The following is a 26,256-nucleotide window of genomic DNA, read 5'->3' as shown; positions in this document are numbered from 1 at the left end:
GCCACAGCACGGGCTGGGGCGGGCTTTCCGGCGGCTCGGGGTCTACGGTGAGGGGGTGCACGACGAGCCCATCGACCCGTTCAACGGCGACCCGGCCGATCCGGCTGCCGGCCTGCACGATCCCGGCGACGACGACGCGCTCGACCCGCTGACCGAGGTCGAGCGTCAGGACGTCCTGGAGGATCTCGCCGATCTGGAGATCTACCAGGCGTTGCTCCAGCCGATCGGCGTGCGCGGCCTGGTGATCGAGTGCGAGGACTGCCGCGAGCCGCACTACTTCGACTGGGACCTGCTGCGCGGCAACCTGCGCCACCTGCTCAACTCGGGGCGCCCCCGGGTGCACGAACCGGCCTACGACCCCGACCCGGACCACTACGTGAGCTGGGACTACGCCCGCGGCTACGCCGACGGCGTGCACGACACGCTCACCGAGGGCACCGACGACACCGCGCAGGAGTGATCCCCGCGCGGGTCAGGCCACCAGGCCGGCCCGGAATCCGGCCGCCACGGCGTGCGCCCGGTCGCGCGCGCCGAGCTTGCGGAACAGCCGCCGGGCGTGCGTCTTGACCGTGTCCTCGGAGACGAACAGCTCCCGTCCGATCTCCGCGTTGCTCTTGCCCTCGGCCATGCCGAGCAGCACCTGAAGCTCCCGCTCGGTCAGCCCGATCGCGCTGCGCGGCGCCCGCGCCGGCCGCTGGGCCGCACCGGCCCGGGGTGCCTCCGCGCCGTCGGCCGCCGCCGGGTCGTCCGGGTCCTCACCCCGCTGCACCGGCACCACTGTGGGCAGGCCCGCCGCGTCCACCGGCGCCGTCGCCGGCCAGCCGGGCCCACCCTGGGTACGCCCCGCCGACCGGGTCGGTCCGCCCACCGCCGCCGCGTCCCGGGCGGTGTCCGCCACCCGGTGCCTGTTGCTCCGCCCGGGGGCGGAGAGCAGCAGCAGCGCCTTGGCCACCGCGCTGGTCAGGTCGTGGTCGGCGTTCTGGATCAGGCCGCGCGCACCGGCGCTGATGGTGGCCGCTGCCGACTCCGACTCCTCGGCGCCGAGCAGCAGCACCGCGGCCTGCGGGGCGCGGGCCAGCACCCGCCGGACGAAGCCGGCGCTGTCCGGGCGGGTCAGCGCGGTGTCGGCGAGCACCACGTCCACCGGACGCTCGGCGAGCCGCAACATCACCTCCGGGTCGGAGACGGCCGTCCGGACGACGCCGGACAGCCCGAGCCGCGCCGCCGCGGAGGTCAGATGCTGGGCCGCCAATGGTGTCCGAACGCACACAAGAACACTACGCACAGTGGTCTCCTCTCCGACTCAGAGCAGACCATGCGGAGGTGGGGTCGGGAGGGGGTTCCGGGCAATCATCCGAACTTTTCCGACAGATGGGGCATATGCCGCCGAGTGTCCGAGGTTTTCGATCACAGATGTGTGAGGCGCGGACCGCTCGGGTACCGAGGGGTTCATCCGGAACCGGCATCCCGCGCGGACCGCCGCCCGGTAGCTGGCAACGAACATTCTCCGCGGTGCCGCGCGGGAGGAGGGGTGCTGATGTCGAACGTACGTAGGCTGCCTGGACCGATCGACGAGCTCTGGGACTGGCAGCGGCTCGGAGCCTGCCGTGGCCGCGACAGCGCGCAGTTCTTCCACCCCGACGGCGAGCGCGGCTCCTCCCGGATGCGCCGCGAGACGAGCGCCAAGTCGGTCTGCCGCGCCTGCCCGGTACGCGCCGAGTGCGCCGCCCACGCGCTCTCCGTGCGCGAGCCGTACGGCGTCTGGGGCGGGTTCAGCGAGTCCGAGCGGCTGCGGCTGCTCGCACTCGGCTGGGAGGACCTGGCCGACCGCCGGCAGACCCGGGTGGACATTGCCCGGCTGGAGGCCCGCCTCGGCCGGCCGCACAACACCGCCGTGCCGGACCAGCGCAAGGTCGCCTGACCCGGTTCACGATCCTCGACGCCGCGCCCCGGACCCCGGGGCGCGGCGTCGTGTCGTGGCCCCGGGGGCATCCGCCGGCCATCCGTTTCGAATACCAGGATCAGCGTTCCAGTCGCTAGGACACCCATAGATCTTGGAAGCTTTACGCCCCTATAGGGGCCGTTTCCTACCAAGATCTCTTGCGGAGGCGCCGAGGAGCGGGGACACGGCCCGACTCAGGAGGGTGCGGTCTGCGGGTCAGGCGACTGTGACCCTGACCGTGTGCCATCCCGTTGCGCCGTCGGGGGCGACCGGGGCGCGCTGTTCCGTCTGCGTCTCGCCCGTGGTGTCGGTCGCCCGCACCTGGAGCGTGTGCTCGCCCGGCGTCGCGTCCCACCGCCAGGACCACTGCACCCAGGTGTCCGCCGACACCGCCGGGGCGAGCGTCGCCTCCTGCCAGGGGCCGCCGTCGACGCGTACCTCGACACGGCTGATGCCGCGATGCTGCGCCCACGCCACACCGGCCACCGTCACCGGCCCGGCCGACGGGCGGCTGCGGGGCCGGGGCGTGTCGATCCGGGACTGCGTCTTGATCGGGCCCTGCGCGGACCAGCCGCGCGGCACCCAGTACGCGTCGAAGTCGGCGAAGCTGGTCAGCTCCAACTCGGTGAGCCACTTGCAGGCCGACACGTACCCGTAGAGGCCGGGCACCACCATCCGCACCGGGAAGCCGTGCTGGATCGGCAGCGGCTCGCCGTTCATGCCGACCGCGAGCAGCGCGTCCCGCCCGTCGCGCAGCACCGATGTCGGCGTGCCGCAGGTCCAGCCGTCGACCGCGCGGCCGACCACCTGGTCCGCGCCGTCGAGCGGGTCGGCCTCGTCGAGCAGTTCCTTGATCGGTACGCCGAGCCAGCGCGCGTTGCCGATCAGGTCGCCGCCCACCTCGTTGGAGACGCAGGCGAGCGTCACGTACCGCTCGACCATCGGGCGGGCCAGCAGGTCGTCGAAGCTCAGCTCGATCGGGTTACGCACCCGCCCGTGGATCCGCAGCCGCCACGTCACCGGGTCCACCTGCGGCACCACAAGCGCCGTGTCGATCCGGTAGAACTCCCGGTTCGGCGTCACGTACGGCGCGAGCCGGGGCAGCGACAGGTCCGCTCCGGCCGGCACCTGCGGGGCGGGCGCGGCCGGGGCGGGCAGCGTCACCGCCTCCCGGGCCGCCGACACGCCACGCCTTCCGGCCAGCCAGTGCCCGCCCAGCCCGGCCACCGCCGCCGTTCCGGCCAGCAGCCCGGCGCCACGCAGGAACCGCCGACGCGACTCCGCGTCGTCGTCGTGCCGGACCGGCTCCCACCCGCCCGGCGCGTCTCCTTCGCGGGCCAGCGCGGCAACCGCCGGAGGCGGCGCGGACGACGGAGGCGGCGCGGACGACGGAGGCGGCGCGGACGACGGCTCGCCGTCCGCCGGGTCCGCCCCGGCGTGCTTCGCCGGATCGGCCCCGGCCGGGTCGCGTCGCACGGCGTCGGTCCGGTCGCGCCCGGCCCGCCCCCGGGCCGGGTCGTCGCTCAGCGGACCGGCCACGAACGCCCACAGCGTCAGCGCGCCCAGTGCGCCCCCGACCAGCGAGGGCAGCGCGTCGAACGCGTCAGAGCCGGCCCGGGTCAGCGCGGCGGCGACGCCGAGCACCGTGAACGCGGCGACGCCGGTCAGGCCGATCGCCAGGCGCCGGACCGCCGCCAGGCCGAGCAGCGCCCCGAAGGCGACCAGCAGCAGCGCCGTACCGACCAGCAGGGCGATCTTGTCGTACGTGCCGAAGACGTCGATGGCGAACTGCTTGAGCGGCTCGGGCACCAGGTCCACGACGAGTCCACCGACGGCGACGAGCGGAGCGGACCGGGGACCGGTCAGGACCGCCACGGGTTCGGCGGTGCCGAGTGCCACCACGGCGGCGACGACACCGGCCGGCGCCGCGCGGCGGCGGGAAAGGGTGCTCACGGCATCCAGTCTGGTCGCCCCGCGGGGCCGGCTGCCAATCTCGTCAGCGATCCGTAAGGACATACGCGTCAGGGCACACCACCGGGTCGGCGGTGTGCCCTGACGTCGGGCGTACTCCTCGGGTCAGAAGCCCGGGCCGTGCTGGTGGCCGTGGCCGTGCGAGTGGCCGTGCCCACCGGCGGCCGGCTCCGGCTCGGCCGGCTTCTCCACCACGAGGCTCTCGGTGGTGAGCAGCAGGCCGGCGATCGACGCGGCGTTGCTGACCGCGTTGCGGGTCACCTTCACCGGGTCGATGATGCCGGACTTGGCCAGGTCGACGTACTCGCCGGTGGCGGCGTCGAGGCCGTGGCCCCAGTCCTGGCCGACGACCTTCTGCACCACCACGTAGCCGTCGTGGCCGGCGTTCTGGGCGATCCAGCGCAGCGGCTCGACGAGCGCCTTGCGCACGATCGAGACACCGACCTTCTCGTCACCGGTGAAGCCCAGGTCGTCGTCGAGCGCCGGCAGGATCTGGGCCAGGGCAGCGCCGCCGCCCGGGACCGTACCCTCCTCGACCGCGGCCTTGGTCGCGGCGATGGCGTCCTCGATGCGGTGCTTGCGCTCCTTCATCTCGACCTCGGTGGCCGCGCCGACCTTGATCACGGCGATGCCGCCGGAAAGCTTCGCCAGCCGCTCGGCCAGCTTCTCCCGGTCCCAGTCGGAGTCGGAGGCCTCGATCTCCTTGCGGATCTGCGCGACCCGGTCGGCGACCTCGGCGGCCTGCCCGCCACCGTCGACGACGGTGGTGTTCTCCTTGTCGACCACGACGCGGCGGGCGGTGCCGAGCACCTCCAGGCCGACCTGGTCGAGCTTGTAGCCCAGCTCCGGGGCGACCAGCTCGGCACCGGTCAGGATCGCCATGTCCTGGAGCATCGCCTTGCGGCGGTCGCCGAAGCCGGGGGCCTTGACCGCGCAGACCTTGACGGTCTTGCGCAGCGCGTTGACCACGAGCGTGGACAGGGCCTGACCCTCGACGTCCTCGGCGACGATGAGCAGCGGCTTGTTGTTCTGGAGAACCTTCTCCAGCAGCGGCAGCAGCTCCTCGATCGCCGAGATCTTCTGGGTGGTGATCAGGATGTACGGGTCCTCCAGGACCGCCTCCTGCGCCTCCAGGTCGGTGACGAAGTTCGGCGAGATGAAGCCCTTGTCGAACTGGAGACCCTCGGTCACCTCCAGCTCGGTGACGAGCGCGGAGCCCTCCTCGACGGTGATGACGCCGTCGCGGCCGACCTTCTCCATCGCCTCGGCGATCAGCTCGCCGATGGCGGCGTCCTGCGCGGAGACGGTCGCGACGTGCGCGATCGACTCCTTGCCGGCGACCTCGACGGCCTTGCCGAGCAGCGCCTCGGAGACCTTGGCGGCCGCCGCGTCGATGCCCCGCTTCAGGCCGGTCGGGTTGGTGCCGGCGGCCACGTTGCGCAGGCCCTCGCGGACCATCGCCTGGGCCAGCACGGTGGCGGTGGTGGTCCCGTCGCCGGCGACGTCGTTGGTCTTGGTCGCCACCTCCTTGACCAGCTGCGCGCCGAGGTTCTCGTACGGGTTGGTGAGCTCGATCTCCTTGGCGATGGTCACGCCGTCGTTGGTGATCGTGGGCGCACCGAACTTCTTGTCCAGGACGACGTTGCGCCCGCGCGGGCCGAGGGTGACCTTCACCGCGTCCGCGAGGGCGTTGACACCGTGCTCGAGCAGGTGCCGGGCGTCGTCCGAGAAGCTGAGGATCTTCGCCATCAGTATCCCTTCGAAGCGACGTTGCCCCGGCCCGGCGAGCCGGACCGGGGCAACGACACTGATCGGTTGCTTACTTCTCGATGACCGCGAGGACGTCGCGGGCGGAGAGCACCAGGTACTCCTCGCCGGCGTACTTGACCTCGGTGCCGCCGTACTTCGAGTAGAGGACGGTGTCGCCGACCTTCACGTCGATCGGCACGCGGTTGCCCTTGTCGTCGATCCGGCCCGGGCCGACAGCGAGGACGGTGCCCTCCTGCGGCTTCTCCTTGGCGGTGTCGGGGATCACGATGCCCGAGGCGGTGGTGGTCTCGGCCTCGTTCGCCTGGACCACGATGCGGTCCTCGAGCGGCTTGATCGCAACCTTGGTCGCGGTAGTCACGGGCATACCCTCCCGGGTACTTGGTGTCGTTGCCGGCCGGCACGCCGACCAGCGTCAATCTGCCACATGCCACCGGGCGGGGCCGTCGTCGCGGGTGCCGGTCCGCCTGGCGCTCAACCCCCGGGCACGAGGCTCGGGCGTTGGCACCCTCAGGGTGAGAGTGCTAATCGCAGGTTATTCCTCGGCTAGCACTCCGTCAAGGAGAGTGCCAACGCGTCGCCCTCCGTGTCGCGCCGGAACCGGGCCGGGAGAATGAGCGCGTGGATCTCGACCAGCTCGCCGTGCTGCGTACCCCCGAGGGGTCGGCGGCGCTCGCCGCGGCCGAGCGGGTGGCCGGCGGCGACCCGCTGGCGGCGGCGGCCGCGCTGCGCTCGGCCGGCATCCCCGGCGGGCTCGCGGCGGCGGCACTCACCCAGGCGGAGCTGCGCCGCCGGGCGGCCGGCAAGTTCGGCGCGGCGGCGGCCGGGATGTTCCTCACCCGGGCCGGGCTGGAGCAGGCCACCCGCCGCGCGGTCGCCGACCGGCGCGCGGCACGGCTGCGCGCCGCGGGCGTGACCACGCTGGCCGACCTGGGGTGCGGCCTGGGGGCCGACGCGCTCGCCGCGGCCCGCGCCGGCATCCGGGTGTACGCGGTGGAGGCCGACCCGCTGACCGCCGCGATGGCTGCCGTGAACGCCGAGGCGGCCGGGCTCGCCGACCTGGTGACGGTCTCCTGCGGTGACGCCACGGAGTTCGACGTGAGCCCTGTCGAGGCGGTGTTCTGCGATCCGGCGCGGCGGCGGGCCGGCACCGGGCGGCGCGTCTTCGACCCGAACGCCTACTCCCCGCCGTGGGACTTCGTCACCGGCCTGGCCGCGCGGGTGCCGCGGACGGTGGTGAAGGTGGCGCCCGGGCTCGACCACGCGCTGATCCCGCCCGGCGCCGAGGCGGAGTGGGTGAGCGTGGACGGCGACCTGGTCGAGGCGGCGCTCTGGTGCGGCGAGCTGGCCGAGGTCCCCCGCCGCGCCACAGTGCTGCGCGAGAAGGAAGGGCCCCTTCTTAACGCCTCCGGTAGTAAAAGGGTCCCTTCCTATCACCTCACCGGCACCGGCGCGGCCGAGGCGCCGGTGGGACCGGTCCGGCGGTTCCTCTACGACCCGGACCCGGCGGTGGTACGCGCCCACCTGGTCGCCGAGCTGGCCGCCGACCTCGGCGCCACGCTCGCCGACCCGTCGATCGCCTACCTGTACGCCGACCAGGCCCGGCCCACCCCGTTCGCCCGCTGCCTGGAGATCACCGACGTGCTGCCGTTCTCGCTGAAGCGGCTGCGCGCCCTGCTGCGGCAACGGCGGGTCGGCCGGGTGGAGATCCGCAAGCGCGGGTCGGCGCTGGAGCCGGAGAAGCTGCGTCGCGACCTGAGGCTGTCCGGCGACGAGGCGGCGAGTCTGGCGCTGACCCGGGTCGCGGGCGACCCGACGGTGCTCGTCTGCCGGCCGGTTCCGCCCGGCGGCTGACCCCGGCGCGCGGTTTCGGCTCGCGGCCTGCCGCCGGCCGGGCTAGCTTGACGCCCATGGCGGGCCCTGGCACTCCGGCGATCGCGTTGCTGAGCAAGCGGAAGATCGCCCACAGCACCCACACCTACGACGTGTCGCCGGACGCGCCGAACTACGGCGCGCTCGTCGCGACCGCGCTCGGGGTGACACCGGAGCGCGTCTTCAAGTCGCTCGTCACCGAGGTCGACGGCGGGCTGACGGTGGCGGTGGTGCCGGTGACCGGCGAGCTGGACCTGAAGGCGCTCGCCGCCGCAGCCGGCGGCAAGCGGGCCACGATGGCGGACCGGACGACCGCCGAGCGGGCGACCGGATACGTCCGCGGCGGCATCAGCCCGCTCGGGCAGCGCAGGCGCCTACCGACTGTCATCGACGCCTCCGCGCTGGCGCACTCGACGGTGTACGTCTCGGCGGGCCGCCGGGGGTTGCAGGTGGCGATTGACCCGCTTGATCTAATTGCGCTTTGTGCAGCGCGCACAATCTCAATAACTCACAACAAGAGCAAGCCCGCCCCGCAATAAGGCAGGGGGAGCGGACTCATACCGCCCCCCCTACTGCAGAATTACCCCGTCAGCTTGTCGCAAACAGTAAGCAATGCAAAACCTGAGTCAGACGGAACATACAGGGCGCCGCACTTATCCACAGAGTTATTTCTAGTGGACGTGCCCGTGGCAGTTACGCACGCATCCGCCGAACTGCTGCCAGAGGTAGTCTTCTCAGTTTTCGTGCCGATCACAGTACCATTCTTTCGGATGGTCACTCTGGCACTAATCGAAGTTCCCGCCTCGTTGAGATTGCATCCCGTGGAAGTGTAGGCGGTCAGCGTACCGGACGAATTGACCAGATAGCCAATACAGAGCTGGAAACCTCCTCCAGAGGTGCACTTGCTCACTGCCGCCTGCGCTGGCTGCGCACCGAAGGCGCCCGCCCCCAACGCGAGCAGTGCCACCGCACCGAACCTGGCGGCCGTTTTTCTCATAGACAACGAATTCTCCCCGCTACTAGAAAGTAAAGTCAGCTTAGAAAGCGACAGCCTTCATTGCAAGACTTTGAAGGCGATCACGCTAGGTAGATCAAAGGCCAAGCCTGTATTTCACCTGCTCAAACCATCCTCAACCCATAGGAGATGCGGAATATTTGTGGAACCTTTCCCTACGAATCGGGCGATCCGGACGCAAGGGCTTCACTCTCCGCACGCACTCACCCTCCACCCCAGGCGCAGGGCAACATGCTGCAGCAGAGTCGACCCGACGCTCAGCCCACCCTCTGTCACTTTGTCCAGTTACGCGAACGTTGCTGAATTGTTACCGCCGCCAACAAACTTCTGACCTCGGCAGTCTTGCGGCACATGGGAGGCGGGGGATACGTTGCCGGACACAACAAACCAGCACCACTCCCCCACCTCCGAAAGGACCCTGCACATGCGCAAGGGCTTCCTCACCTTCGCGGCCGTCGGTCTTCTCGCGACCGGCAGCATGGCCGCCTGTGGTGACAACGGCGGTTCTTCCGACGAGGCCGGCGGCTCCAACGCCAAGAAGCCGAAGATCGGCGTGATCCTGCCGGACAGCAAGTCCTCCGCCCGCTGGGAGGGCGCGGACCGCAAGTACCTGGAGGCGGCGTTCAAGGCCGCCGGCGTCGACTACACGATCCAGAACGCCCAGGGCGACAAGTCCGCCTTCTCCACCATCGCTGACGGCATGCTGACCAGCGGCGTCACCGCCCTCATGATCGTCAACCTGGACTCGGGCACCGGCAAGGCCGTGCTGGAGAAGGCCAAGTCGCAGGGCGTCGCAACCATCGACTACGACCGGCTGACCCTGGGCGGCTCCGCCCAGTACTACGTCAGCTTCGACAACGAGGCGGTCGGCAAGCTCCAGGGCGAGGGCCTGAGCAAGTGCCTGACCGACAAGGGCGCGCAGAAGCCGGTCGTCGCCTACTTGAACGGCTCCCAGACCGACAACAACGCGACCCTGTTCAAGAACGGCTACGACTCGATCCTCAAGCCGAAGTTCGACTCGGGTGATTACACGAAGGGCCCGGACCAGAACGTCCCGGACTGGGACAACGCGCAGGCCGGTGTGATCTTCGAGCAGATGCTCACCCAGCAGAAGGGCAAGATCGACGGCGTGCTCGCCGCCAACGACGGCCTGGGCAACGCGGCCATCTCGGTGCTGAAGAAGAACCAGCTCAACGGCAAGGTGCCGGTGACGGGCCAGGACGCCACCGTCCAGGGTCTGCAGAACATCCTCGCCGGTGACCAGTGCATGACCGTCTACAAGGCGGTCAAGAAGGAGGCGGACGCCGCCGCCGAGCTGGCCATCGCGCTCGCCAAGGGTGAGCGGAAGGACACCGGCCAGACGGTCAAGGACCCGGAGGGCGGCCGGGACGTGCCGTCCGTGCTGCTGGAGCCCAAGGCCATCTACAAGGACAACGTCAAGGACGTGGTGGCCGACGGCTACGTCACCAAGGAAGAGCTCTGCACCGGTGCCTTCGCGAAGCTCTGCACCGACGCCGGCGTGAGCTGACCCACCCGCCTCACGCGGCGCCGCCCGGCACGGGAGAACCCCGTGCCGGGCGGCGCCCGCGCCGGACGGGATCCGAGACCTCCCTCCGCCCAAAGGAGAACCCGTGTCCGCAACCCCCCTGCTGGAGCTACGCGGGATCGACAAGAGCTTCGGTCCCGTCCAGGTGCTCCGCGACGTCGCCTTCGCCGCGCACCCCGGCGAGGTGACCGCGCTCGTCGGCGACAACGGCGCCGGCAAGTCGACCCTGGTCAAGTGCATCAGCGGCATCCATCCCACCGACGCCGGCGAGTTCCTCTTCGACGGCAAGCCGGTCAGCATCAACAGCCCCCGCGACGCCGCCGACCTCGGGATCGAGGTCGTCTACCAGGACCTCGCGCTCTGCGACAACCTCGACATCGTGCAGAACATGTTCCTCGGCCGGGAGAAGCGCAGCGGCATCGTGCTCGACGAGCCGACCATGGAGCAGATGGCCGCCGAGACGCTCGCCGGCCTGAGCGTGCGCACCGTGAAGTCGCTGCGCCAGCACGTGGCCAGCCTCTCCGGCGGCCAGCGGCAGACCGTCGCCATCGCCAAGGCCGTGCTCTGGAACAGCAAGCTGGTCATCCTGGACGAGCCGACCGCCGCGCTCGGCGTCGCGCAGACCGCCCAGGTGCTGGAGCTGGTGCGCCGGCTGGCGGACAACGGCCTGGCCGTGGTGCTCATCTCGCACAACATGAACGACGTCTTCGCCGTCTCCGACCGGATCGCCGCGCTCTACCTCGGCCAGATGGTCGCCCAGGTCAAGACCAGCGACATCACCCACTCGCAGGTGGTCGAGCTGATCACCGCGGGCCGTTCCGGCAACCTCGGTCTCTCCACCGAACCCGGCAACGGCACCGAATCCGCCGACGCAACCTCGGGAGCGCTCCGATGACCGCCACCGCCGTGAAGAAGGAAGGACCGGCCGCCGTCACGCCCGCACACACCGTCGGCGACCACGTCCGCAACTACCTCGCCCGGGTACGCGGCGGTGACCTGGGCGCCCTGCCCGCGGTCATCGGCCTCGTGGTGCTCTGCGTGGTGTTCACCATCGTGCGCCCGGTCTTCTTCTCCGCGGGGAACTTCGCCAACCTCTTCACCCAGGGCGCCGCGGTCACCGTGATCGCCATGGGGCTGATCTTCGTGCTCCTGCTCGGCGAGATCGACCTCTCTGCCGGCTTCGCCAGCGGCGTCTGCGCCGGAATCCTGGCGAACGTGGTCAGCGTGCTCGGCTACCCGTGGTACGTCGCCGTCCTCGCGGCCCTGATCACCGGTGTGCTGATCGGCCTGATCCTCGGATTCCTGGTCGCGAAGGTGGGCATCCCGTCCTTCGTGGTGACCCTGGCCGGCTTCCTCGCCTTCCAGGGCGTGGTGCTGCTGCTCATGAAGGAGGGCAGCAACATCTCGATCAGCGACGACGTGATCGTCGGCATCGAGAATGGCCGCATCGCGCCTGCCATCGGCTGGCTGCTCGCCGCCGTCGCGATTCTCGGCTACGCCGTCGCCCAGCTGCTGCGTCACCGCAATCGCGTCTCCCGGGGCCTGGTGACCGAACCGGCAGCCGTGATGGGCGCCCGGATCGGCGGGCTGGCGCTGCTGATCGTGCTCGCGGTCTACGTGCTCAACCAGGAGCGCAGCATCAACCCGCTGATCACCTCGAACAAGGGCATGCCGGTGGTCGTGCCGATCGTCGCGCTCCTACTGGTGTTCTGGACGTTCGTGCTCAACCGCACGGCCTACGGCCGTCACCTCTACGCGGTCGGCGGCAACGCCGAGGCGGCGCGACGGGCCGGCATCAACGTGGACCGGCTCAAGATCTCGGCCTTCGTGATCTGCTCGGGCATGGCGGCGGTCGGCGGCATCATCGCCGCCAGCCGGGATCGGTCGGTGGATCCCAACACCGGCGGCAGCAACGTGCTCCTCTACGCGGTCGGCGCGGCCGTCATCGGCGGCACCAGCCTCTTCGGGGGCAAAGGCCGCATGATCAACGCGGTGCTGGGCGGCGCGGTGGTGGCTGTCATCATCAACGGTATGGGACTGCTCGACCTCAGCTCCGGGCTGAAGTTCATCTTCACCGGCCTGGTGCTGCTCCTCGCCGCCGGCGTAGACGCGCTGTCCCGGCGACGTTCGGCCGCAACCGGTACCCGCTGATCCCGGTTATCGACACCATGGCAGTGGCAATGCGCGCGGGCCCCAGTCAGGACGAGATCCGTCGGCAGAACCTGGGCGCATTGCTCCGCTACGTACACGTTCACGGGGCCACCACCCGCGCCGAGCTGACCACCGCGCTCGGACTCAACCGCAGCACCATCGGCGCGCTGACCGCGGACCTGGCCGGCGCCGGGCTGGTCAGCGAGGGGACGCCGAAGGAGACCGGCCGGGCCGGACGACCGTCACTCGTCGTCCGGCCCGAGTCGGAGCGGGTCTACGCGTACGCGTACAGCGTCGAGGTGGACCGGCTGCGGGCCGCGCGGGTCGGGCTCGGCGGTGAGGTGCTCGACCGCCGGGAGATGGACCGGCCGCGCAACCTGGTCGCCGGGGAGGCCGCCCCGCTGCTCGCCGGCGCGGTCAAGGAGATGCACCAGTCGGTCCCGCCGGACGCGATCTGCGTGGGCGCCGGGGTGGCGGTGTGCGGCATGGTCCGCCGCGAGGACGGGCTGGTGCGGCTCAGCCCGACCACCGGCTGGGTGGACGAGCCGATCGGTGCGGCGCTCGCCGTCGAGCTGGGAATAGACGTACCGATCACGGTGGGCAACGTGGCCGACGTGGCCGCGTACGCCGAGCACGCCCGGGGCGCGGCGGTCGGCTGCGACAACGTCATCTACATCTACGGCGACGTCGGTGTGGGCGCGGGCATCATCGCCGGGGGCCGCCGGCTGCGGGGCCACGGCGGCTACGGCGGCGAGGTGGGCCACATGGTGGTGGTCCGCGACGGCGTGCGCTGCGACTGCGGCCGGCGCGGCTGCTGGGAGACCGAGATCGGCGAGCACGGGCTGCTGCGCGCCGCCGGCCGGTCCGAGGCGCGCGGCCGGGACGCGCTGCTCGCCGTCTTCGACGCCGCCGACCGAGGCGACGCCCGCGCGCAGACCGCGGTACGGCAGGCCGGCGACTGGCTCGGCTTCGGCGTCGCGAACCTGGTGAACATCTTCAACCCGGAGATGGTCATCTTCGGCGGCACCATGCGCGACCTCTACCTGGCCTCCGCCGCGCAGGTACGCAGCCGGCTCAACTCCAACGGGCTGCCCGCGTGCCTGGAGCACGTGCGGCTGCGTACCCCGAAGCTCGGTGACGACGCGGCGCTGATCGGCGCCGCCGAGCTGGCGTTCGAACGACTCCTCGCCGACCCGCTGAACTGATCGGCCCGCCGATCCGTACCAGTGTGCGGACGGGCGGCCGGCTTGCGCGGCCGTCCACGACACCCCGCGTACCGGTCCGGACCGAGGAGGCACCGCAACCATGGCATCGCTGAAATCCGCACGCCGCAAGCTGGCGCACCGGGTGGTACTGCTGCTCGCCGCGCTGGGCGCGGGGATCGGCGTCGTTCCCGGGACGGCGCAGGCCGCGCCCAACCCCGGCGTGCAGATGAACGCCGCCGACATGACGCTGCTCAACGGGGTACGGCTGGCCGGGCTGTGGGAGATGCCGGCCGGGCAGATGGCGGCCGAGAAGGGCCAGTCCGCCCGGGTACGCGAGGTCGGCGCGGAGATCGCCAAGCAGCACGCGGAGCTGGATCAGCTGGTGGTGGAGGCGGCCAACAAGCTCGGCGCCACCCTGCCGACGGATCCGACGGCCGAGCAGCAGGGTTGGCTGACCGAGATGCGCAACGCCACCGGCGCCCGGTTCGACCAGATCTTCGTCACCCGGCTGCGGGTCGCCCACGGCAAGATCTTCCCGGTGATCGGCGCGGTTCGCGCCAGCACCCGCGATCCGATCGTGCGCAAGCTGGCCGAGGACGCGAACACGTTCGTCAACGACCACATGACCATGCTGGAGAGCACCGGGCTGGTGCGCTGGCAGCAGCTGCCGCCGGCCGCGCTGCCCCCCGCGCAGAGCGACTCGCTCGTCGCCGCCGCCCAGGCGAACGTGGGCAGTGGTGGTGGGCTGCAGGTCGGCACCGGACTGGTGTGGGCGGTGTTCCTGATCGCACTGGGCACCGGCGGGTACGCGACCTGGCGGCTGACCCGCCGCTCGTGACCCGGCCGCCCAGCGGGCCCCGGCGCACGTGCGCCGGGGCCCGTCGCGCGTTTGTCAGCCGTGCCAGGACCGCCACAGCGCGGCGTACGAGCCGCCGGCCGCTACCAGTTCGTCGTGTGATCCCAGCTCGGTGATGCGGCCGTCGGCGACCACCGCCACGCGGTCCGCGTCGTGCGCGGAGAAGAGCCGGTGCGCGATGGCGATGACGGTACGGCCCTGAAGCACCGCCGCCAGCGACCGTTCCAGGGCCCGGGCCGCCCGCGGGTCGATCAGCGAGGTGGCCTCGTCCAGCACCAGGGTGTGCGGATCGGCGAGCACCAGCCGGGCCAGCGCGAGCTGCTGCGCCTGCGCCGGGGTGAGCGGGTGGCCGCCCGCGCCGACCGGCGTGTCGAGCCCGTCCGGCAGGGCCAGCGCCCAGTCCAGCGCGTCGACGGCGGCCAGCGCGGCGCGTACCCGCTCCGGGCCGGCGTCCGGCCGGACCATCGCCACGTTGTCGGCGAGCGTGCCGATGAACACGTGGTGCTCCTGACTGACGAGCGCGACATGGGTACGCAGCTCGGCCAGGGGCATTCCGGCGAGTGGACGCCCGTCCACCGTCACCGTGCCGGCGCTCGGCGCGTGCACGCCGGCCAGCAGCCGGCCCAGCGTCGACTTCCCCGCCCCGGACGGGCCGACCATCGCGAGCCGCTCCCCCGGCCGGGGTTCCAGCGTCACACCGTGCAGCACGTCGTGTCCCGGGCGGTACGCGTACCGCACGTCGTGCGCGGCGAGCCGGCCCTCGCCGCCCGCACCGCCCGGGGCGGCGGCGCGCTCGTCCGGCGTGGCGGATGCCCTGGCTCGCTCGTCCGGCTCGGCGGCCACCCCGAGCAGCCGGGCCAGCGAGGCGCCGCCGACCTGGAACTCGTCGAGCCAGCCCAGCAGCCGCTCGATCGGGTCGGTGAGCTGCTGGGCGTAGAGCGTGGCGGCGGTGACCTGGCCGAGACTGACCCAGCCCTTCAGGTGGAACCAGCCGCCGATGAGCAGCGTCGCCACCATCGGCACCAGATAGCCGAACTCGGCCACCGGCCAGAACACGGTCCGCAGGTGGAGCGTGTAGCGCTCGGCGGCGTACGACCGGCGGATGTCGGCGTCGCCGCGAGCCCGGCGGCGGGCCGCCTGACGCAGCGCCTCGGTGGTCCGCGCCCCTTCGACGGTCTCGCTGATCCCGTCGGTGATGTCCGAGTAGGCGGCGTTCTCCCGCAGGTAGCCCTGCGGCGCGCGGCGCAGGTACCAGCGCGTGCCGGCCCACAGCACCGGCACCGACAGCAGGCTGGGCAGCGCCAGCAGCGGACCGGTCAGCAGCAGCGCGCCGAGGATCAGCAGCACGGTCAGCGCCGAGATCAGCGTCTCCGGTCCGGCGAACCGGACGGTACGGGACAGCGCGGCGACGTCGCGCGACGTGCGCGTGAGCAGGTCTCCGGTGCCGGCCCGCTCGACAGTGGCGAGCGGCAGCGCGAGCACCCGGTCGACGAACTCCTCCCTCAGCTCGGCGAGCACCCGCTCACCGAGCCGGGCCGAGGCCAGGTGCGCGAAGCGGACCAGCACCGCCTGCACCACCACGAACGCGGCGATGGCTGCCACGACCCGGTCCACTGTCGTCGCGGCGATGCCCTGGGAGATCCCCTGCACGAGGTCACCGAGCAGGCGCGGGGCGACGAGCCCGGCACCCGCGGCGAGCGCGTGCAGGCCGAGCGCGACGGCCAGGCCGCGCGGGTGGCGGCGGATCAGCTCCCGCACGTACCGGCGGACCTGGGCGACGTCGGCGACGGGCAGCGCGTTGCTCATCGGTCCTCCTCCCGGCTCACCGTGGCGGCGTAGCGCGGCTCGGCGGCGAGCAGTTCCTCGTGCCGGCCCTCGGCGACGACCTTGCCGTCCTCCACGAAGACCACGTGGTCGGCGTGGCCGAGCACCAGCGGGCTCGTGGTGCAGACCAGCGTGGTGTGGCCCCGGCGGGCCGGGCCGAGCCGTTCGGCGATGCGCGCCTCGGTGTGCGCGTCCACCGCGCTGGTCGGCTCGACCAGGATCAACGTCTCCGGGTCGGCGACGAGCGCGCGGGCCAGCCGCAGCCGCTGCCGCTGCCCGCCGGAGAACTCCCGGCCGCGTTCGGCGACCTCGCCGTCCAGGCCGCCGGGCAGCGCCTCGACGATGTCGGTGGCGCTCGCCGCGGCCAGCGCCGCCTCCACGGCGCCGGGCCCGGCCCGGTCGTGCGGGTCGAGCTCCGTGCGCAGCACGCCGCTGAACAGCTGCGCGTCGTTGTCGGCCACCAGGATCCGCTCCCGCACCGTCGCCAGCGTCAGGTCCCGCAGCGGTACGCCGTGCAGCGTGACGTCCCCGTCGGCGTACCGGCCCAGCCGGTCGGCGATCTCGACGGCGTCCTGCGGGGCGGCGCTGGCCAGCGCGGTGAGCCGGCCCGGTCGCAGCACCAGTCCGGAACGCACGTCCGCCAGCTCGCCCGGGCTGGCCGGCACCGGCACCGGGCTGGCCGGGTCGGTGAACTCCGGCGCGAGTCGCAGCAGCCGGACCACCCGGCGGGCCGCGACGTGTCCCCGGGTCAGCTTGTCGGCCGCCTCGGTGAGGTTGCGCAGCGGACTGACCAGGAACGCGGTGTAGCCGTAGAACGAGACCAGCTCGCCGGCGCTGATCTCGCCGCGCAGCGCGAACCGGGCGCCGAGCCAGGTCACCAGCACCACGAAGACGCCGGGCAGCAGGATCTGCGCGGCCTGCAACAGCGACTCGACCCGGGCCACCCGCAGCCCGTCCGCGCGTAGCGCCTGCGACCGTTGCCGGTAGCGCTCGGACAGCACCGGCTCGCCGCCGACTCCGCGCAGCACGCGCAGGCCGGAAACGATGTCCGCGGCCCGGGCGGTGAGCCGGCCGGTCGAGTCCCGGTACGCGGCCTGCTGCCGGTGCAGCGGACGGATCAGCAACGCGACGAGCGCCATCAGCAGCGGCACCCCGAACACCACCACGAGGCCGAGCGGCTGGGAGGCGCTGAGCAGGATCACCGCGACGGTGACGATGCCGACCACCGAGCCGACGCCCCGGGCGGTGATGTCGATGGAGCTGCCGATGTGCTCGATGTCGGCGGTGCCGATGCTCACCACCTCGCCGGCCGCGACGCGCCGGGGCAGCGCGGCGCCGAGCCGGTTGGTGGCGTCCACCGTCACCTGCACGGTGCGGTAGGCGGCGCCGAGCCAGTTGTGCACCGCGCAGCGGTGACGCAGGATCCCGGCGACGGCCTGCACCAGGCCCAGCCCGAGCAGGGCCAGACTCCAGCGCACGAGCGCGTCCGGGTCGCGTTGCGCCAGGCCGGCTTCCACGGCGCGGCCGAGCACGGCCGGCACCAGCGCCTGGGCCAGCATCCAGATCACGCCGAGCGCAAGACCGGCGCCGAAGATGAAGGGGTGCCGCCCGGCGAGCCACACCAGGTACCGGGTGGCCGACCGCGCGTCAGGGGTACCGGGGTCGCCGGCCGGTGAGAAGCGCATGACCCACTGACGCTAGGTGCCGGGGCGACCCGGACGCCAACCAGTTTCCGGCCGTCGTGACGACCCTCGCGTCAGCGGTCGACCTGGGCGAAGTCCCAGCTGTGCGGCGGGCGGGCGATCAGGCGCGCGGGCGGCTCGGGCAGTTCCCGGGGATTGTTCCGCCACTTGGAGATGACCACGAGCCGGTGGTCGGTGGAGGAGAACACCTCGCTGGAGACGTGCATCGGGTCGTGCTCGAACTCGGGCAGCGCGGTCTCGCAGACCCAGGTGATCAGGTCGGCGAAGCCGTACGGCTCGGCCTTGGCCTCCCACATCCGGACGATCATGTCGGTACCCTCCCCGCTCACACACTGACCACTGTCAGCGGCATCGCCGAGTCGGCCGGCAGGTCCAGCCGGCTCGGCGCGACGCCCGCGGCCACCAGATGGGAGCCGAGCGCGGCCACCATCGCGCCGTTGTCCGTGCAGAGCTTCGGCCGGGGCGTACGCACCCGGATGCCGTGCTTGCCGGCCCGCTGCTCGGCCATCGCCCGCAGCCGGGAGTTGGCGGCCACCCCGCCGCCGATCACCAGCGTGTCGATGCCGCTGGTGCGGCAGGCGTCGATCGCCTTGCCGACCAGCACGTCGCAGACGGCCTCCTGGAAGGACGCGGCCACGTCGGCGACCGGCACCGGCTCACCGGCCCGCTGCCGCGCCTCCACCCAGCGGGCCACCGCCGTCTTCAGGCCGGAGAAGGAGAAGTCGTACCGGTGCCCGGCCAGGTCCTTCGCGGCGGTCAGCCCGCGCGGGAAGGCGATCGCCGCCGGGTCACCGGCCCGCGCCTCGCGGTCGATGTACGGACCGCCGGGGAACGGCAGCCCGAGCAGCCGGGCCACCTTGTCGAACGCCTCACCGGCCGCGTCGTCGATGGTGGCGCCGAGCGGGACCACGTCACGGGCCAGGTCGTCGACGCGCAGCAGCGAGGAGTGCCCGCCGGAGACCAGCAGCGCGATCGCGGGCTCGGGCAGCGGACCGTGTTCGAGCGTGTCCACAGCGACGTGCGCGGCGAGGTGGTTCACCCCGTACACCGGCTTCTCCGCCGCCACCGCGTACCCCTTGGCGGCGGCGACCCCGACGAGCAACGCGCCGGCCAGGCCCGGCCCGGAGGTCACGGCGATGGCGTCGATGTCGGCGATGGTGACGCCTGCTTCGCGCAGCGCCCGGTCCATGGTCGGCACGATGGCCTCCAGGTGGGCGCGGCTGGCCACCTCGGGCACCACGCCACCGAACCGGGCGTGCTCCTCGACGCTGGAGGCGAGCGCGTCGGCGAGCAGCGTGTGCCCGCGCACGATGCCCACGCCGGTCTCGTCGCAGGAGGTCTCGATGCCGAGGATCAGGGGTTCGTCAGCCATGCGCGTCAGTCCTCGTTGCGCTGCATGACCAGCGCGTCGGTGTTGCTCGGTTGGTAGTAGCCGCGCCGTACGCCGATCGGCTCGAAGCCGTAGCCGGCGTAGAGCCGTTGCGCCGGCGCGTTGTCGGCGGCGACCTCCAGCAGCGTGCTGCGGGCGCCGCGCCGGGCCGCCTCGGCGAGCAGCGCCTCCAGCAGCAGCCGGCCGATGCCCCGGCGCTGGGCGTCCCGGCGGACCGCGACGTTCTGCACCCACGCCTCGTCGGGCGGGGACACGGCCAGCCCGGCGTAGCCGAGCACAGCGCCGTCGTCGTCGGTGGCGACCAGGTAGAAGTGCCCGTTAGCGAGTTCGTTCCAGAACATCGCCGCCGACCACTGCTCGGCGCCGAACAGGTCCGCCTCGATGGGCAGCACCTCGTCGATGTGCCACCAGCGGAACCGGCCCAGCCTCATGGCAGGACCGGCTTGTGGCCGGTGGCCGCGACCGCGTCCGGGCGGCGCAGGTAGAGCGGGGTGAGCGTCTCGCCGGGCGCACCCGCGCGGATCCGTGGCGCGGCGAGACGGGCCAGCGCCAGCGGGTCCGGGTAGCGCGGCTCGTCGCGTACCGGCAGCCCCAGCACGTCCGCGTACCGGTGCGCGCCGTCGCCGACCGCGACGGTGACCGCCAGGTCGCGCGCCCGCTCCGCGACCACCGCCGGGGCCGCCACCTCCGGGCCGACCAGGCGCTGGCCCGCGCCGTCGTAGACGGCCCAGTAGATCTCCCGGCGCCGCGCGTCGCTCGCCGCCAGCACCGGCTCGCCGGCGGCCGCCGGGTGGCCGAGCCCGTCCAGCGAACAGACACCGTACGTGGGCACGCCGAGCACCTGACCCATGGTGGCGGCGGTGACCAGCCCGACCCGCAGCCCGGTGAACGGGCCCGGGCCGAGGCCGGCGACGATCGCGGCCAGGTCGGCGGGACGCGCGCCGACGTCCGCCAGCACGGCGTCGACCTGCGGTGCCAGCAGCTCGCCGTGGGCGCGGGCGTCGACTGTGCACCGGGACGCGCGGACCGCGACGCCGTCCGCCGAGACCTCGGCCAGGGCCGCGGTCACCGCGGGCGTCGAGGAGTCCACCACGAGTACGAGCACGGTAAGCCAGCCTAGCCGTCCGCCCCGCCCACCTCCGGCACGCCCTCGCTGCTGACCCGGTGACGGTGCGTAGCGTCCGAGCCGAGGAGAAGACTGGAGCGCCTTATGCCTCTGGGTCATATTTATGACTCAGAGGCATAAGGCGTGGAAGATGACTGCCATCCTCCGGAGATGACGGAGAGTCGCCTCGTTCGAGAGGTCGCCCGCACTCTGCGGCGGGAGCGCGAACAAGCAGGGCTGACGCAGCAGGCGCTGGCCGCCCGGTCCGGGCTCAGTCAGGCCGCCATCGCCCGGATCGAACGCGGCGACCGGCTGCCGAGTCTGACCACCGCGGAACGCCTGCTCGCCGCGCTCGGCCGGCAACTGCGGATCGAGATCGAGCCGCTGGACAGCCACCTCGACGCCGCGCTGGACGAGATGGCCGGGACGGTGCTTGCCGAGCGGATCGAAGATCTCCGGCTGGACCGGCTCATGGGCGCGTTGGGCGACCTGCCGTACGTGCTGTCGGGCGGCATGGCGGCACTGCTGCAGGGCGCGCCGCTGCCGGTGGACGCGGTCGAGATCGCGGTGCGCTGGCGGGACTCGCCGCAGTTCAGCGCGCTCCTCGAGCGGATCCACGCGCAGCGCTGGGACGCCCGATGGCAGGTGTGGGGCGGCATCCACACGGAGCCCGAAGAGCCGGGCGAGCACCGCTGGCGGACCCGCTACGGCGAACTACGGGCCCGGATGTGCGACGAACTGCCCGAGCCCATCGAGGTCCGCCTCGGTGACCGCACGTACCCGGTCGAGCCGCTGGTCGAGGTGGAGGTGACCGACCGGCGTACGGCCGAACTGCTGCGCCGCCATCGTCGGCGCCTCGCCGAGGCGGCGGGCGAGGCGCCGGGCGGGTCAGCCGGCTGAGCGCTCCCAGTCGATGGTGGGCAGCCCCGCGTCGGCCAGCGCCTTGTTCGCAGCGCTGAACGGGCGGCTGCCGAGGAAGCCGCGCGGGTTCATCGGGCTCGGATGCCCGGCCTCCAGCACCACGTGCTGCGGGTTGGTCACCAGCGCCGCCTTCTTGCGCGCGTAGCCACCCCAGAGCAGGAAGACCACGCGCTGGTCGAGCGCGTTGAGCGCCCGGACCGTGGCGTCGGTGAACTCCTCCCAGCCCTTGTTCGCGTGCGAGCCGGGGGTGGTCTGCCGGACCGTCAGCACCGAGTTGAGCAGCAGGACGCCCTGCGCGGCCCAGCCGTCGAGGTTGCCGCTGCGCGGCTTCGGCACGCCCAGGTCCTCGCCCAGTTCCTTGAAGACGTTGCGCAGCGACGGCGGCACCGCCACCCCCTCGCGCACGCTGAAGCTCAGCCCGTGCGCCTGGCCCGCCTTGTGGTACGGGTCCTGCCCGAGGATCAGCACCCGGGTGTCGGCCGGCCCGCACAGCCGGTAGGCGGAGAAGAGGTCCTCCAGCGGCGGGAAGACCGTGGCGGTCGCGTACTCCCGGGTGACGAACTCGGCCAGCGCGGCGGTGCGGGCCGGGTCGAGGTGGGGGGTGAGCACGGCACGCCAGGCCTCTGGCAGCAGCGCCGGCAGGTCCAGGGTGGGGGCGTCGGGCATCGGCAACCTCTCCTCGTCGGGTCGCCATCTTCATACCAGCCGCAACCGACACTCCCCGGCGGTGGCAGGGCCGGGCACTGGACGGGAAAAGTTACCGGGACGTAACCTACTGGCAAGTTACTTACGCCACACCCTCACTGCTAGCTTGCATCCACCACCATCGATGCTCGCTAGGAGTGCCCGTGAGCAGGAGAAACACCCGTCCCCGCACGCCCTCCACCGCCCTCTCCCCCCGCCGCACGATCGGCCTCCGGATGTTGGCCGTCGCCGCGGCCGCAGCCACCTACCTGGCCGCCTCCGGCGCGGGCGCGGCCGCCGACAGCACCACGCCCGTGGTCTCCCGCGGCGTGACGATCCCCGCCTTCTACCACCCGCCCGCCGACCTGCCCGCCACCAACGGCACGCTGATCCGTACCGAGCCGTTGCCGCTCGGCCTGAGCATCCCCGGGCTCGACGGCCGCCCGATGCCCGGCACCGCCACCCGCCTGATGTACCGGTCCACCGACTCCAACGGCCAGGCCGTCGGCGTGACCGGCGCCTACATCGAACCGTCGGCGGCGTGGCGGGGCACCGGACCGCGCCCGCTGGTCGCCGTCGCCTCCGGCACCATGGGGCAGGGCGACCAGTGCGCGCCCTCGTACGCCCTGCAACACCCGCTCACCCTCACCGGCGACACCCTGTCCGTCGGCTACGAGGCCCTGGCCATCTACCGCCTGCTCGCCACCGGCGCCGCGGTCGTCGTCACCGACTACGTCGGGCTGGGCGCGACCGACCGGCTGCACACGTACGTCAACCGCCTCGACGAGGGCCGCGCCCTGCTCGACGCCGCCCGCGCCGCCCGCGCGGTGCCGGGAGCATCGGTCACCGCCCAGTCCCGCGTCGGCCTGTACGGCTACAGCCAGGGCGGCGGTGCCAGCGCCGCGGCGGCCGAACTCCAGCCCACGTACGCACCGGACGTGCCGCTCGCAGGCACCTACGTCGGCGCGCCGCCCGCCGACCTGACCGCCGTCATCGCGGGCATCGACGGCAGCGCGCTGGCCGGGGCGCTGGGCTGGTCGCTCAACGGCTTCGCCCAGTCCGACCCGGCGGTGCGGGACGTCATCCAGGCGAACATCAACGACGCCGGCCGGGCGGCGCTCGCCGACACCTCGACCATGTGCGTCGGTGACGCGATCCTCCGGTACGCGTTCACCAAGAGCAGCAGGTGGATCACCGGCGGCCGGTCCCTCACCGCCGTCATCGCCGCCTCGCCCGAGGCCCAGGCCGTCCTCGACCGGCAGCGCATCGGCACGCTCAAGCCTGCCGGCCCGGTCCGCGTGGCGACAGGCGTCCAGGACGACATCGTGCCCCACCGGCAGGCCCGCCAACTGGCGGTCGACTGGTGCCGCAAGGGCGCCAACGTGACCTACCAGGCGGTCAGCCTGCCCAACCTCGGCGACAAGCTCCTCACCAACCACCTGGCGCCGCTCATCACCGATCAGGGCGACGCGGTGGCCTGGCTGACCGACCGGCTCGCCGGGCGCACCGCCTACTCCAACTGCTGGACGATGCCTCTGCAGCCGTAGCTCAGGACAGTCCGGCGACCCGGGCGGCCCAGTCGCCACCGACCGGTTCCAGCGTGACCGCCCGGGTGTCGTCGTCGCGGCGGTCGATGCGTACCCGCAGGTGCGCGTCGACCAGCTGCTCGACCATCCCCTCACCCCACTCCACCACAGTGACCGCCTCGTCGACCGAGGCGTCCAGGTCGAGGTCGTCGATCTCCGCGCGCGGGTCGGCGGCCTCGCCCAGGCGGTACGCGTCGGCGTGCACGAGCGTCACCCGGCCGCCCCGCGCCGGGTCCGGCCGGTGCACCCGGGCGATGACGAAGGTGGGCGACGTGATGTCCCCGCGTACGCCGAGGCCGGCGCCGATGCCCTGGGTCAGCGCGGTCTTGCCGGCGCCGAGCGGGCCGCTGAGCAGCAGCAGGTCGCCGGCCCGCAGCACACCTGCCAGCCGCCGCCCGAACTCGTGGGTGTCGTCGACGGTCTTCAGCTCCACGACCACTGTCATAGCGAATCCAGGAACCTCTCCAGCGCCGCGTTCACCTCGTCGGCGTGCTCCAGCATCACCACGTGCCCGCTGTCGTTGATCTTCACGAACTCGGCGTGCGGCAGCCGCCGGACGATCTCCTCGGAGTGCGTCACCGGCGTGATCATGTCCTTGTCCCCCACGATCACCAGCACCGGCGTGCCGGCCAGCGCCGCAAGCGCCGGGAACCGGGAGTGGGTGGCAATCGTCCGCAGGTAGCGGGTGACCGTGTCGGCCGAGGTACGCGAGTTCATCATCTCGACGTACGACACCAGGGCCGGGCTCGGCTTCGACGTGCCGAAGCCGTACTTGCGGGTCAGCAGCCAGGCCACGTTCGAGGTCGACCGGCGCGCCCTGTCGATCACGGTGCCGCCGTACCGGGTGGCGTTGCTCATCATGTAGAGCACCGGCGAGCCGACGCGACCGAGCAGCGCGGGCGCCACCAGCTTGGTCTCCGCCGCCAGCCCGCCGGAGGTCGCCATCAGCACGGTGCCGACCACGCGGTCACCGAACATCTCCGGGTACAGCTCGGCCAGCGCCATGATCGTCATGCCGCCCATGGAGTGCCCGACCAGCACCAGCGGACCCTCCGGTGCCACCTCGTCGAGCACCCGGCGCAGCGTGTGGCCCAGCGCGGTCAGGTCGTACTCGCCGCTCTCCAGCCGGCCGGAGCTGCCGTGGCCCGGCTGATCGTACGCGACCACCCGGTAGTCGCCGCGCTCGGCGAGCCGCTTGCGCTGGAAGTGGAACGTGCCCATGTCCAGGCAGAACCCGTGCACCAGCACCACCGTCGGGTGCCCGGCCACCGGCCGGGTCGGCTCGACCACCTCCACGTGGATGTCGGTGCCGTCCGGCATCTCCAACCGGTACGCCTCGTCGTAGCGCTGCTCGCCGAAGACCTCGCCGGCGTACCTGTCGGTGGGGTCGTTCTTGAGCCGGCGGACCAGCACCCGCTCGCTGACCACGCCCGCCGCGAGCCCGGCGGCGGCCACACCGACGGCGGCGCCGACCAGCCCGGCGACCTTGCCGGCGGCGGTACGCGGTCGCGGCAACCGGACACTCATGCGCGCTCGCCGTCGTAGACGCGGGGCACGCGCACGCCGCCGAAGCGGGTCACGATCTCGTAGTTGATGGTGCCGACCGCCTCGGCCCAGTCGTCGGCGGTGGGCTCGCCGTCCGCGCCGCTGCCGAACAGCGTCACCACGTCACCGGCAGCCACCTCGTCGTCGCCGCAGTCGACCACGAACTGGTCCATGCAGACGCGCCCGGAGATGGTCCGGCGCTTGCCGGCGAGGTGCACCGGGCCGGTGTTGGAGGCGTGCCGGGGCACCCCGTCGGCGTAGCCGAGCGGCACCACGGCGAGGTTCGCCTCCTGCTCGGTCAGGTAGGTGTGCCCGTAGGAGACGCCGGTACCGGCCGCGACACGTTTGGTGAGCATCACCCGGGCGCGGGCGGTCATGGCGGGACGCAGACCGAACTGCTCGCCCGCGACCGGCGACAGGCCGTAGACGGCGATGCCGGGCCGGACCAGGTCGAAGTGGGTGTCCGGCCGGGTCAGCGTGGCGGCCGAGTTGGCCAGGTGCCGGTAGCGCGGACGCAGTCCGGCGCGCGTCACCATCTCCAGCCCTTCGTGGAACACGGCGAGCTGGCGATCGGTGGTGGGGTGGCCGGGCGAGTCCGCGTACACGAAGTGGCTCCACACGCCGACCACCTCAACCAGGCCGTCCGCCTGGGCCTTCGCGGCGGCCTCCAGCAGCGCCGGCCAGTCGGCGACGGTGGCGCCGCCCCGGGCCAGCCCCGTGTCGATCTTGAGGTGCAGCCGGGCCGCGCGGTCCGCCCGGCGGCTCGCCTCGATCATCTCGTCGAGCTGGGTGAGGCTGGCGCAGCCGAGGTCGACGCCGACGGTGATCCCGTCGTGCAGCGGCAGGCCGGGGTCGAGCAGCCAGGCCAGCACCGGCGCGGAGATGCCCGCCTCACGCAGCCGCAGCGCCTCGTCCAGCGTGCAGACGCCGAGCTGGTCCGCCCCCGCGTCGAGCGCCGCCCGGGCGGCGAGCACCATGCCGTGGCCGTAGCCGTCGCCCTTGACCACCGCCATCAGCTCGGCGCTGGTGCCGGCCTTGAGCCGGGTCACGTTCTCCCGGATCGCGTCCAGGTCGACGCGCACCTCCGACTGCCACATGTCCTCAGCCTACTTCCGTCAGTGATCATCAGCGCCGTGAGCCGTGCGGGCGGTGCCCGCCGACACCGGGCGCCGC

Annotated in this window: 25 protein-coding genes; 11 read left to right on the top strand and 14 right to left on the bottom strand. The window is 72.5% G+C overall.

Annotated elements, in window-relative coordinates; translation table 11 throughout:
- Positions 1–55: 55 nt before the first annotated feature.
- Positions 56–460: a DUF5319 domain-containing protein gene (locus tag O7607_RS16380; protein WP_269704067.1), complete on the top strand. Its 405-nt coding sequence runs from the start codon at positions 56–58 to the stop codon at positions 458–460.
- 12 nt (positions 461–472) lie between these two features.
- Here the strand turns inward: O7607_RS16380 and O7607_RS16375 are convergent, their stop codons facing one another.
- A complete protein-coding gene (locus O7607_RS16375) occupies positions 473–1,285 on the bottom strand; it encodes a response regulator transcription factor (protein WP_269704066.1) in 813 nt (270 codons plus the stop codon).
- A gap of 252 nt (positions 1,286–1,537) precedes the next feature.
- Between O7607_RS16375 and O7607_RS16370 the strand changes: the two genes are divergently transcribed.
- Positions 1,538–1,921: a WhiB family transcriptional regulator gene (locus O7607_RS16370; RefSeq protein WP_269704065.1), complete on the top strand. Its 384-nt coding sequence runs from the start codon at positions 1,538–1,540 to the stop codon at positions 1,919–1,921.
- A 237-nt stretch (positions 1,922–2,158) separates the two neighbouring features.
- Here O7607_RS16370 and O7607_RS16365 read toward each other — a convergent pair whose 3' ends face one another.
- The 3 genes from O7607_RS16365 to groES all read right to left on the bottom strand — a co-directional run bounded on the left by O7607_RS16365 (position 2,159) and on the right by groES (position 6,047).
- On the bottom strand, positions 2,159–3,895 hold the full coding sequence (locus O7607_RS16365) for a sulfite oxidase (RefSeq protein WP_269704064.1): 1,737 nt from the start codon (positions 3,893–3,895) through the stop codon (positions 2,159–2,161).
- A 123-nt stretch (positions 3,896–4,018) separates the two neighbouring features.
- The gene (gene groL, locus O7607_RS16360) at positions 4,019–5,662 is read right to left on the bottom strand and encodes a chaperonin GroEL (RefSeq protein WP_269704063.1); all 1,644 of its coding nucleotides are present in this window, start codon (positions 5,660–5,662) and stop codon (positions 4,019–4,021) included.
- A gap of 70 nt (positions 5,663–5,732) precedes the next feature.
- Positions 5,733–6,047, bottom strand: coding sequence for a co-chaperone GroES (gene groES, locus O7607_RS16355; protein ID WP_018222648.1), 315 nt, complete (start codon positions 6,045–6,047; stop codon positions 5,733–5,735).
- A gap of 254 nt (positions 6,048–6,301) precedes the next feature.
- Here groES and O7607_RS16350 point away from each other — a divergent pair, with 254 nt between their 5' ends.
- From O7607_RS16350 to O7607_RS16320, 7 genes are all read left to right on the top strand, one after another.
- Positions 6,302–7,534 (top strand): THUMP-like domain-containing protein, encoded by a 1,233-nt coding sequence (locus O7607_RS16350; RefSeq protein ID WP_269704062.1) that lies wholly within the window; start codon positions 6,302–6,304, stop codon positions 7,532–7,534.
- 56 nt (positions 7,535–7,590) lie between these two features.
- A complete protein-coding gene (gene ybaK, locus O7607_RS16345) occupies positions 7,591–8,091 on the top strand; it encodes a Cys-tRNA(Pro) deacylase (RefSeq protein ID WP_269704061.1) in 501 nt (166 codons plus the stop codon).
- A 900-nt stretch (positions 8,092–8,991) separates the two neighbouring features.
- Positions 8,992–10,095, top strand: coding sequence for a sugar ABC transporter substrate-binding protein (locus O7607_RS16340; protein ID WP_269704060.1), 1,104 nt, complete (start codon positions 8,992–8,994; stop codon positions 10,093–10,095).
- A 103-nt stretch (positions 10,096–10,198) separates the two neighbouring features.
- Entirely contained in the window at positions 10,199–11,008 is an 810-nt protein-coding gene (locus O7607_RS16335; RefSeq protein ID WP_269704059.1) for an ATP-binding cassette domain-containing protein, read from the top strand.
- Positions 11,005–12,264 carry a sugar ABC transporter permease gene (locus O7607_RS16330; RefSeq protein ID WP_269704058.1) on the top strand — a complete coding sequence of 420 codons (1,260 nt, stop codon included), beginning with the start codon at positions 11,005–11,007 and terminating at the stop codon, positions 12,262–12,264. Before O7607_RS16335 ends, O7607_RS16330 begins: the two co-directional genes overlap by 4 nt.
- A gap of 29 nt (positions 12,265–12,293) precedes the next feature.
- Complete coding sequence (locus O7607_RS16325; protein WP_262013264.1) at positions 12,294–13,469, top strand: ROK family protein; 1,176 nt, start codon at positions 12,294–12,296, stop codon at positions 13,467–13,469.
- Positions 13,470–13,569: 100 nt separating this feature from the next.
- Positions 13,570–14,307 (top strand): DUF4142 domain-containing protein, encoded by a 738-nt coding sequence (locus tag O7607_RS16320; protein WP_269704057.1) that lies wholly within the window; start codon positions 13,570–13,572, stop codon positions 14,305–14,307.
- A 54-nt stretch (positions 14,308–14,361) separates the two neighbouring features.
- Here O7607_RS16320 and O7607_RS16315 read toward each other — a convergent pair whose 3' ends face one another.
- The 6 genes from O7607_RS16315 to tsaB all read right to left on the bottom strand — a co-directional run bounded on the left by O7607_RS16315 (position 14,362) and on the right by tsaB (position 20,347).
- Positions 14,362–16,131: an ABC transporter ATP-binding protein gene (locus tag O7607_RS16315; protein ID WP_269704056.1), complete on the bottom strand. Its 1,770-nt coding sequence runs from the start codon at positions 16,129–16,131 to the stop codon at positions 14,362–14,364.
- A complete protein-coding gene (locus O7607_RS16310) occupies positions 16,128–17,834 on the bottom strand; it encodes an ABC transporter ATP-binding protein (protein ID WP_269704055.1) in 1,707 nt (568 codons plus the stop codon). Before O7607_RS16310 ends, O7607_RS16315 begins: the two co-directional genes overlap by 4 nt.
- Before the next feature lie 71 nt (positions 17,835–17,905).
- Positions 17,906–18,160 carry a hypothetical protein gene (locus O7607_RS16305; RefSeq protein WP_269704054.1) on the bottom strand — a complete coding sequence of 85 codons (255 nt, stop codon included), beginning with the start codon at positions 18,158–18,160 and terminating at the stop codon, positions 17,906–17,908.
- Between the two features lie 17 nt (positions 18,161–18,177).
- Positions 18,178–19,224 carry a tRNA (adenosine(37)-N6)-threonylcarbamoyltransferase complex transferase subunit TsaD gene (tsaD, locus tag O7607_RS16300; RefSeq protein WP_269704053.1) on the bottom strand — a complete coding sequence of 349 codons (1,047 nt, stop codon included), beginning with the start codon at positions 19,222–19,224 and terminating at the stop codon, positions 18,178–18,180.
- A gap of 5 nt (positions 19,225–19,229) precedes the next feature.
- The gene (gene rimI / locus O7607_RS16295; protein WP_269704052.1) at positions 19,230–19,673 is read right to left on the bottom strand and encodes a ribosomal protein S18-alanine N-acetyltransferase; all 444 of its coding nucleotides are present in this window, start codon (positions 19,671–19,673) and stop codon (positions 19,230–19,232) included.
- Entirely contained in the window at positions 19,670–20,347 is a 678-nt protein-coding gene (tsaB, locus tag O7607_RS16290) for a tRNA (adenosine(37)-N6)-threonylcarbamoyltransferase complex dimerization subunit type 1 TsaB (protein ID WP_269704051.1), read from the bottom strand. The genes rimI and tsaB overlap by 4 nt, the downstream gene beginning before the upstream one ends.
- A 171-nt stretch (positions 20,348–20,518) precedes the next feature.
- Between tsaB and O7607_RS16285 the strand changes: the two genes are divergently transcribed.
- Positions 20,519–21,247 (top strand): helix-turn-helix domain-containing protein, encoded by a 729-nt coding sequence (locus O7607_RS16285; protein WP_269704050.1) that lies wholly within the window; start codon positions 20,519–20,521, stop codon positions 21,245–21,247.
- Here the strand turns inward: O7607_RS16285 and ung are convergent.
- Positions 21,236–21,934 carry a uracil-DNA glycosylase gene (gene ung / locus O7607_RS16280; RefSeq protein ID WP_269704049.1) on the bottom strand — a complete coding sequence of 233 codons (699 nt, stop codon included), beginning with the start codon at positions 21,932–21,934 and terminating at the stop codon, positions 21,236–21,238. The genes O7607_RS16285 and ung overlap by 12 nt on opposite strands.
- 182 nt (positions 21,935–22,116) lie before the next feature.
- Between ung and O7607_RS16275 the strand changes: the two genes are divergently transcribed.
- Positions 22,117–23,499, top strand: coding sequence for a lipase family protein (locus tag O7607_RS16275; RefSeq protein WP_269704048.1), 1,383 nt, complete (start codon positions 22,117–22,119; stop codon positions 23,497–23,499).
- Between the two features lies 1 nt (position 23,500).
- Here O7607_RS16275 and tsaE read toward each other — a convergent pair whose 3' ends face one another.
- From tsaE to alr, 3 genes are read right to left on the bottom strand one after another with little or no spacing between them, the layout of a single operon-like run.
- On the bottom strand, positions 23,501–23,983 hold the full coding sequence (gene tsaE / locus O7607_RS16270; protein ID WP_269704047.1) for a tRNA (adenosine(37)-N6)-threonylcarbamoyltransferase complex ATPase subunit type 1 TsaE: 483 nt from the start codon (positions 23,981–23,983) through the stop codon (positions 23,501–23,503).
- Positions 23,980–25,065, bottom strand: coding sequence for an alpha/beta fold hydrolase (locus tag O7607_RS16265; protein WP_269704046.1), 1,086 nt, complete (start codon positions 25,063–25,065; stop codon positions 23,980–23,982). The genes tsaE and O7607_RS16265 overlap by 4 nt, the downstream gene beginning before the upstream one ends.
- The gene (gene alr / locus O7607_RS16260; protein WP_269704045.1) at positions 25,062–26,180 is read right to left on the bottom strand and encodes an alanine racemase; all 1,119 of its coding nucleotides are present in this window, start codon (positions 26,178–26,180) and stop codon (positions 25,062–25,064) included. The genes O7607_RS16265 and alr overlap by 4 nt, the downstream gene beginning before the upstream one ends.
- Positions 26,181–26,256 lie beyond the last annotated feature (76 nt).

The sequence above is a fragment of the Micromonospora sp. WMMA1949 genome (assembly GCF_027460145.1).
Lineage (GTDB): Bacteria > Actinomycetota > Actinomycetes > Mycobacteriales > Micromonosporaceae > Micromonospora.
Note: the sequence above shows the minus strand (reverse complement) of the source record. Positions and strands in the feature narration are given on the sequence as shown.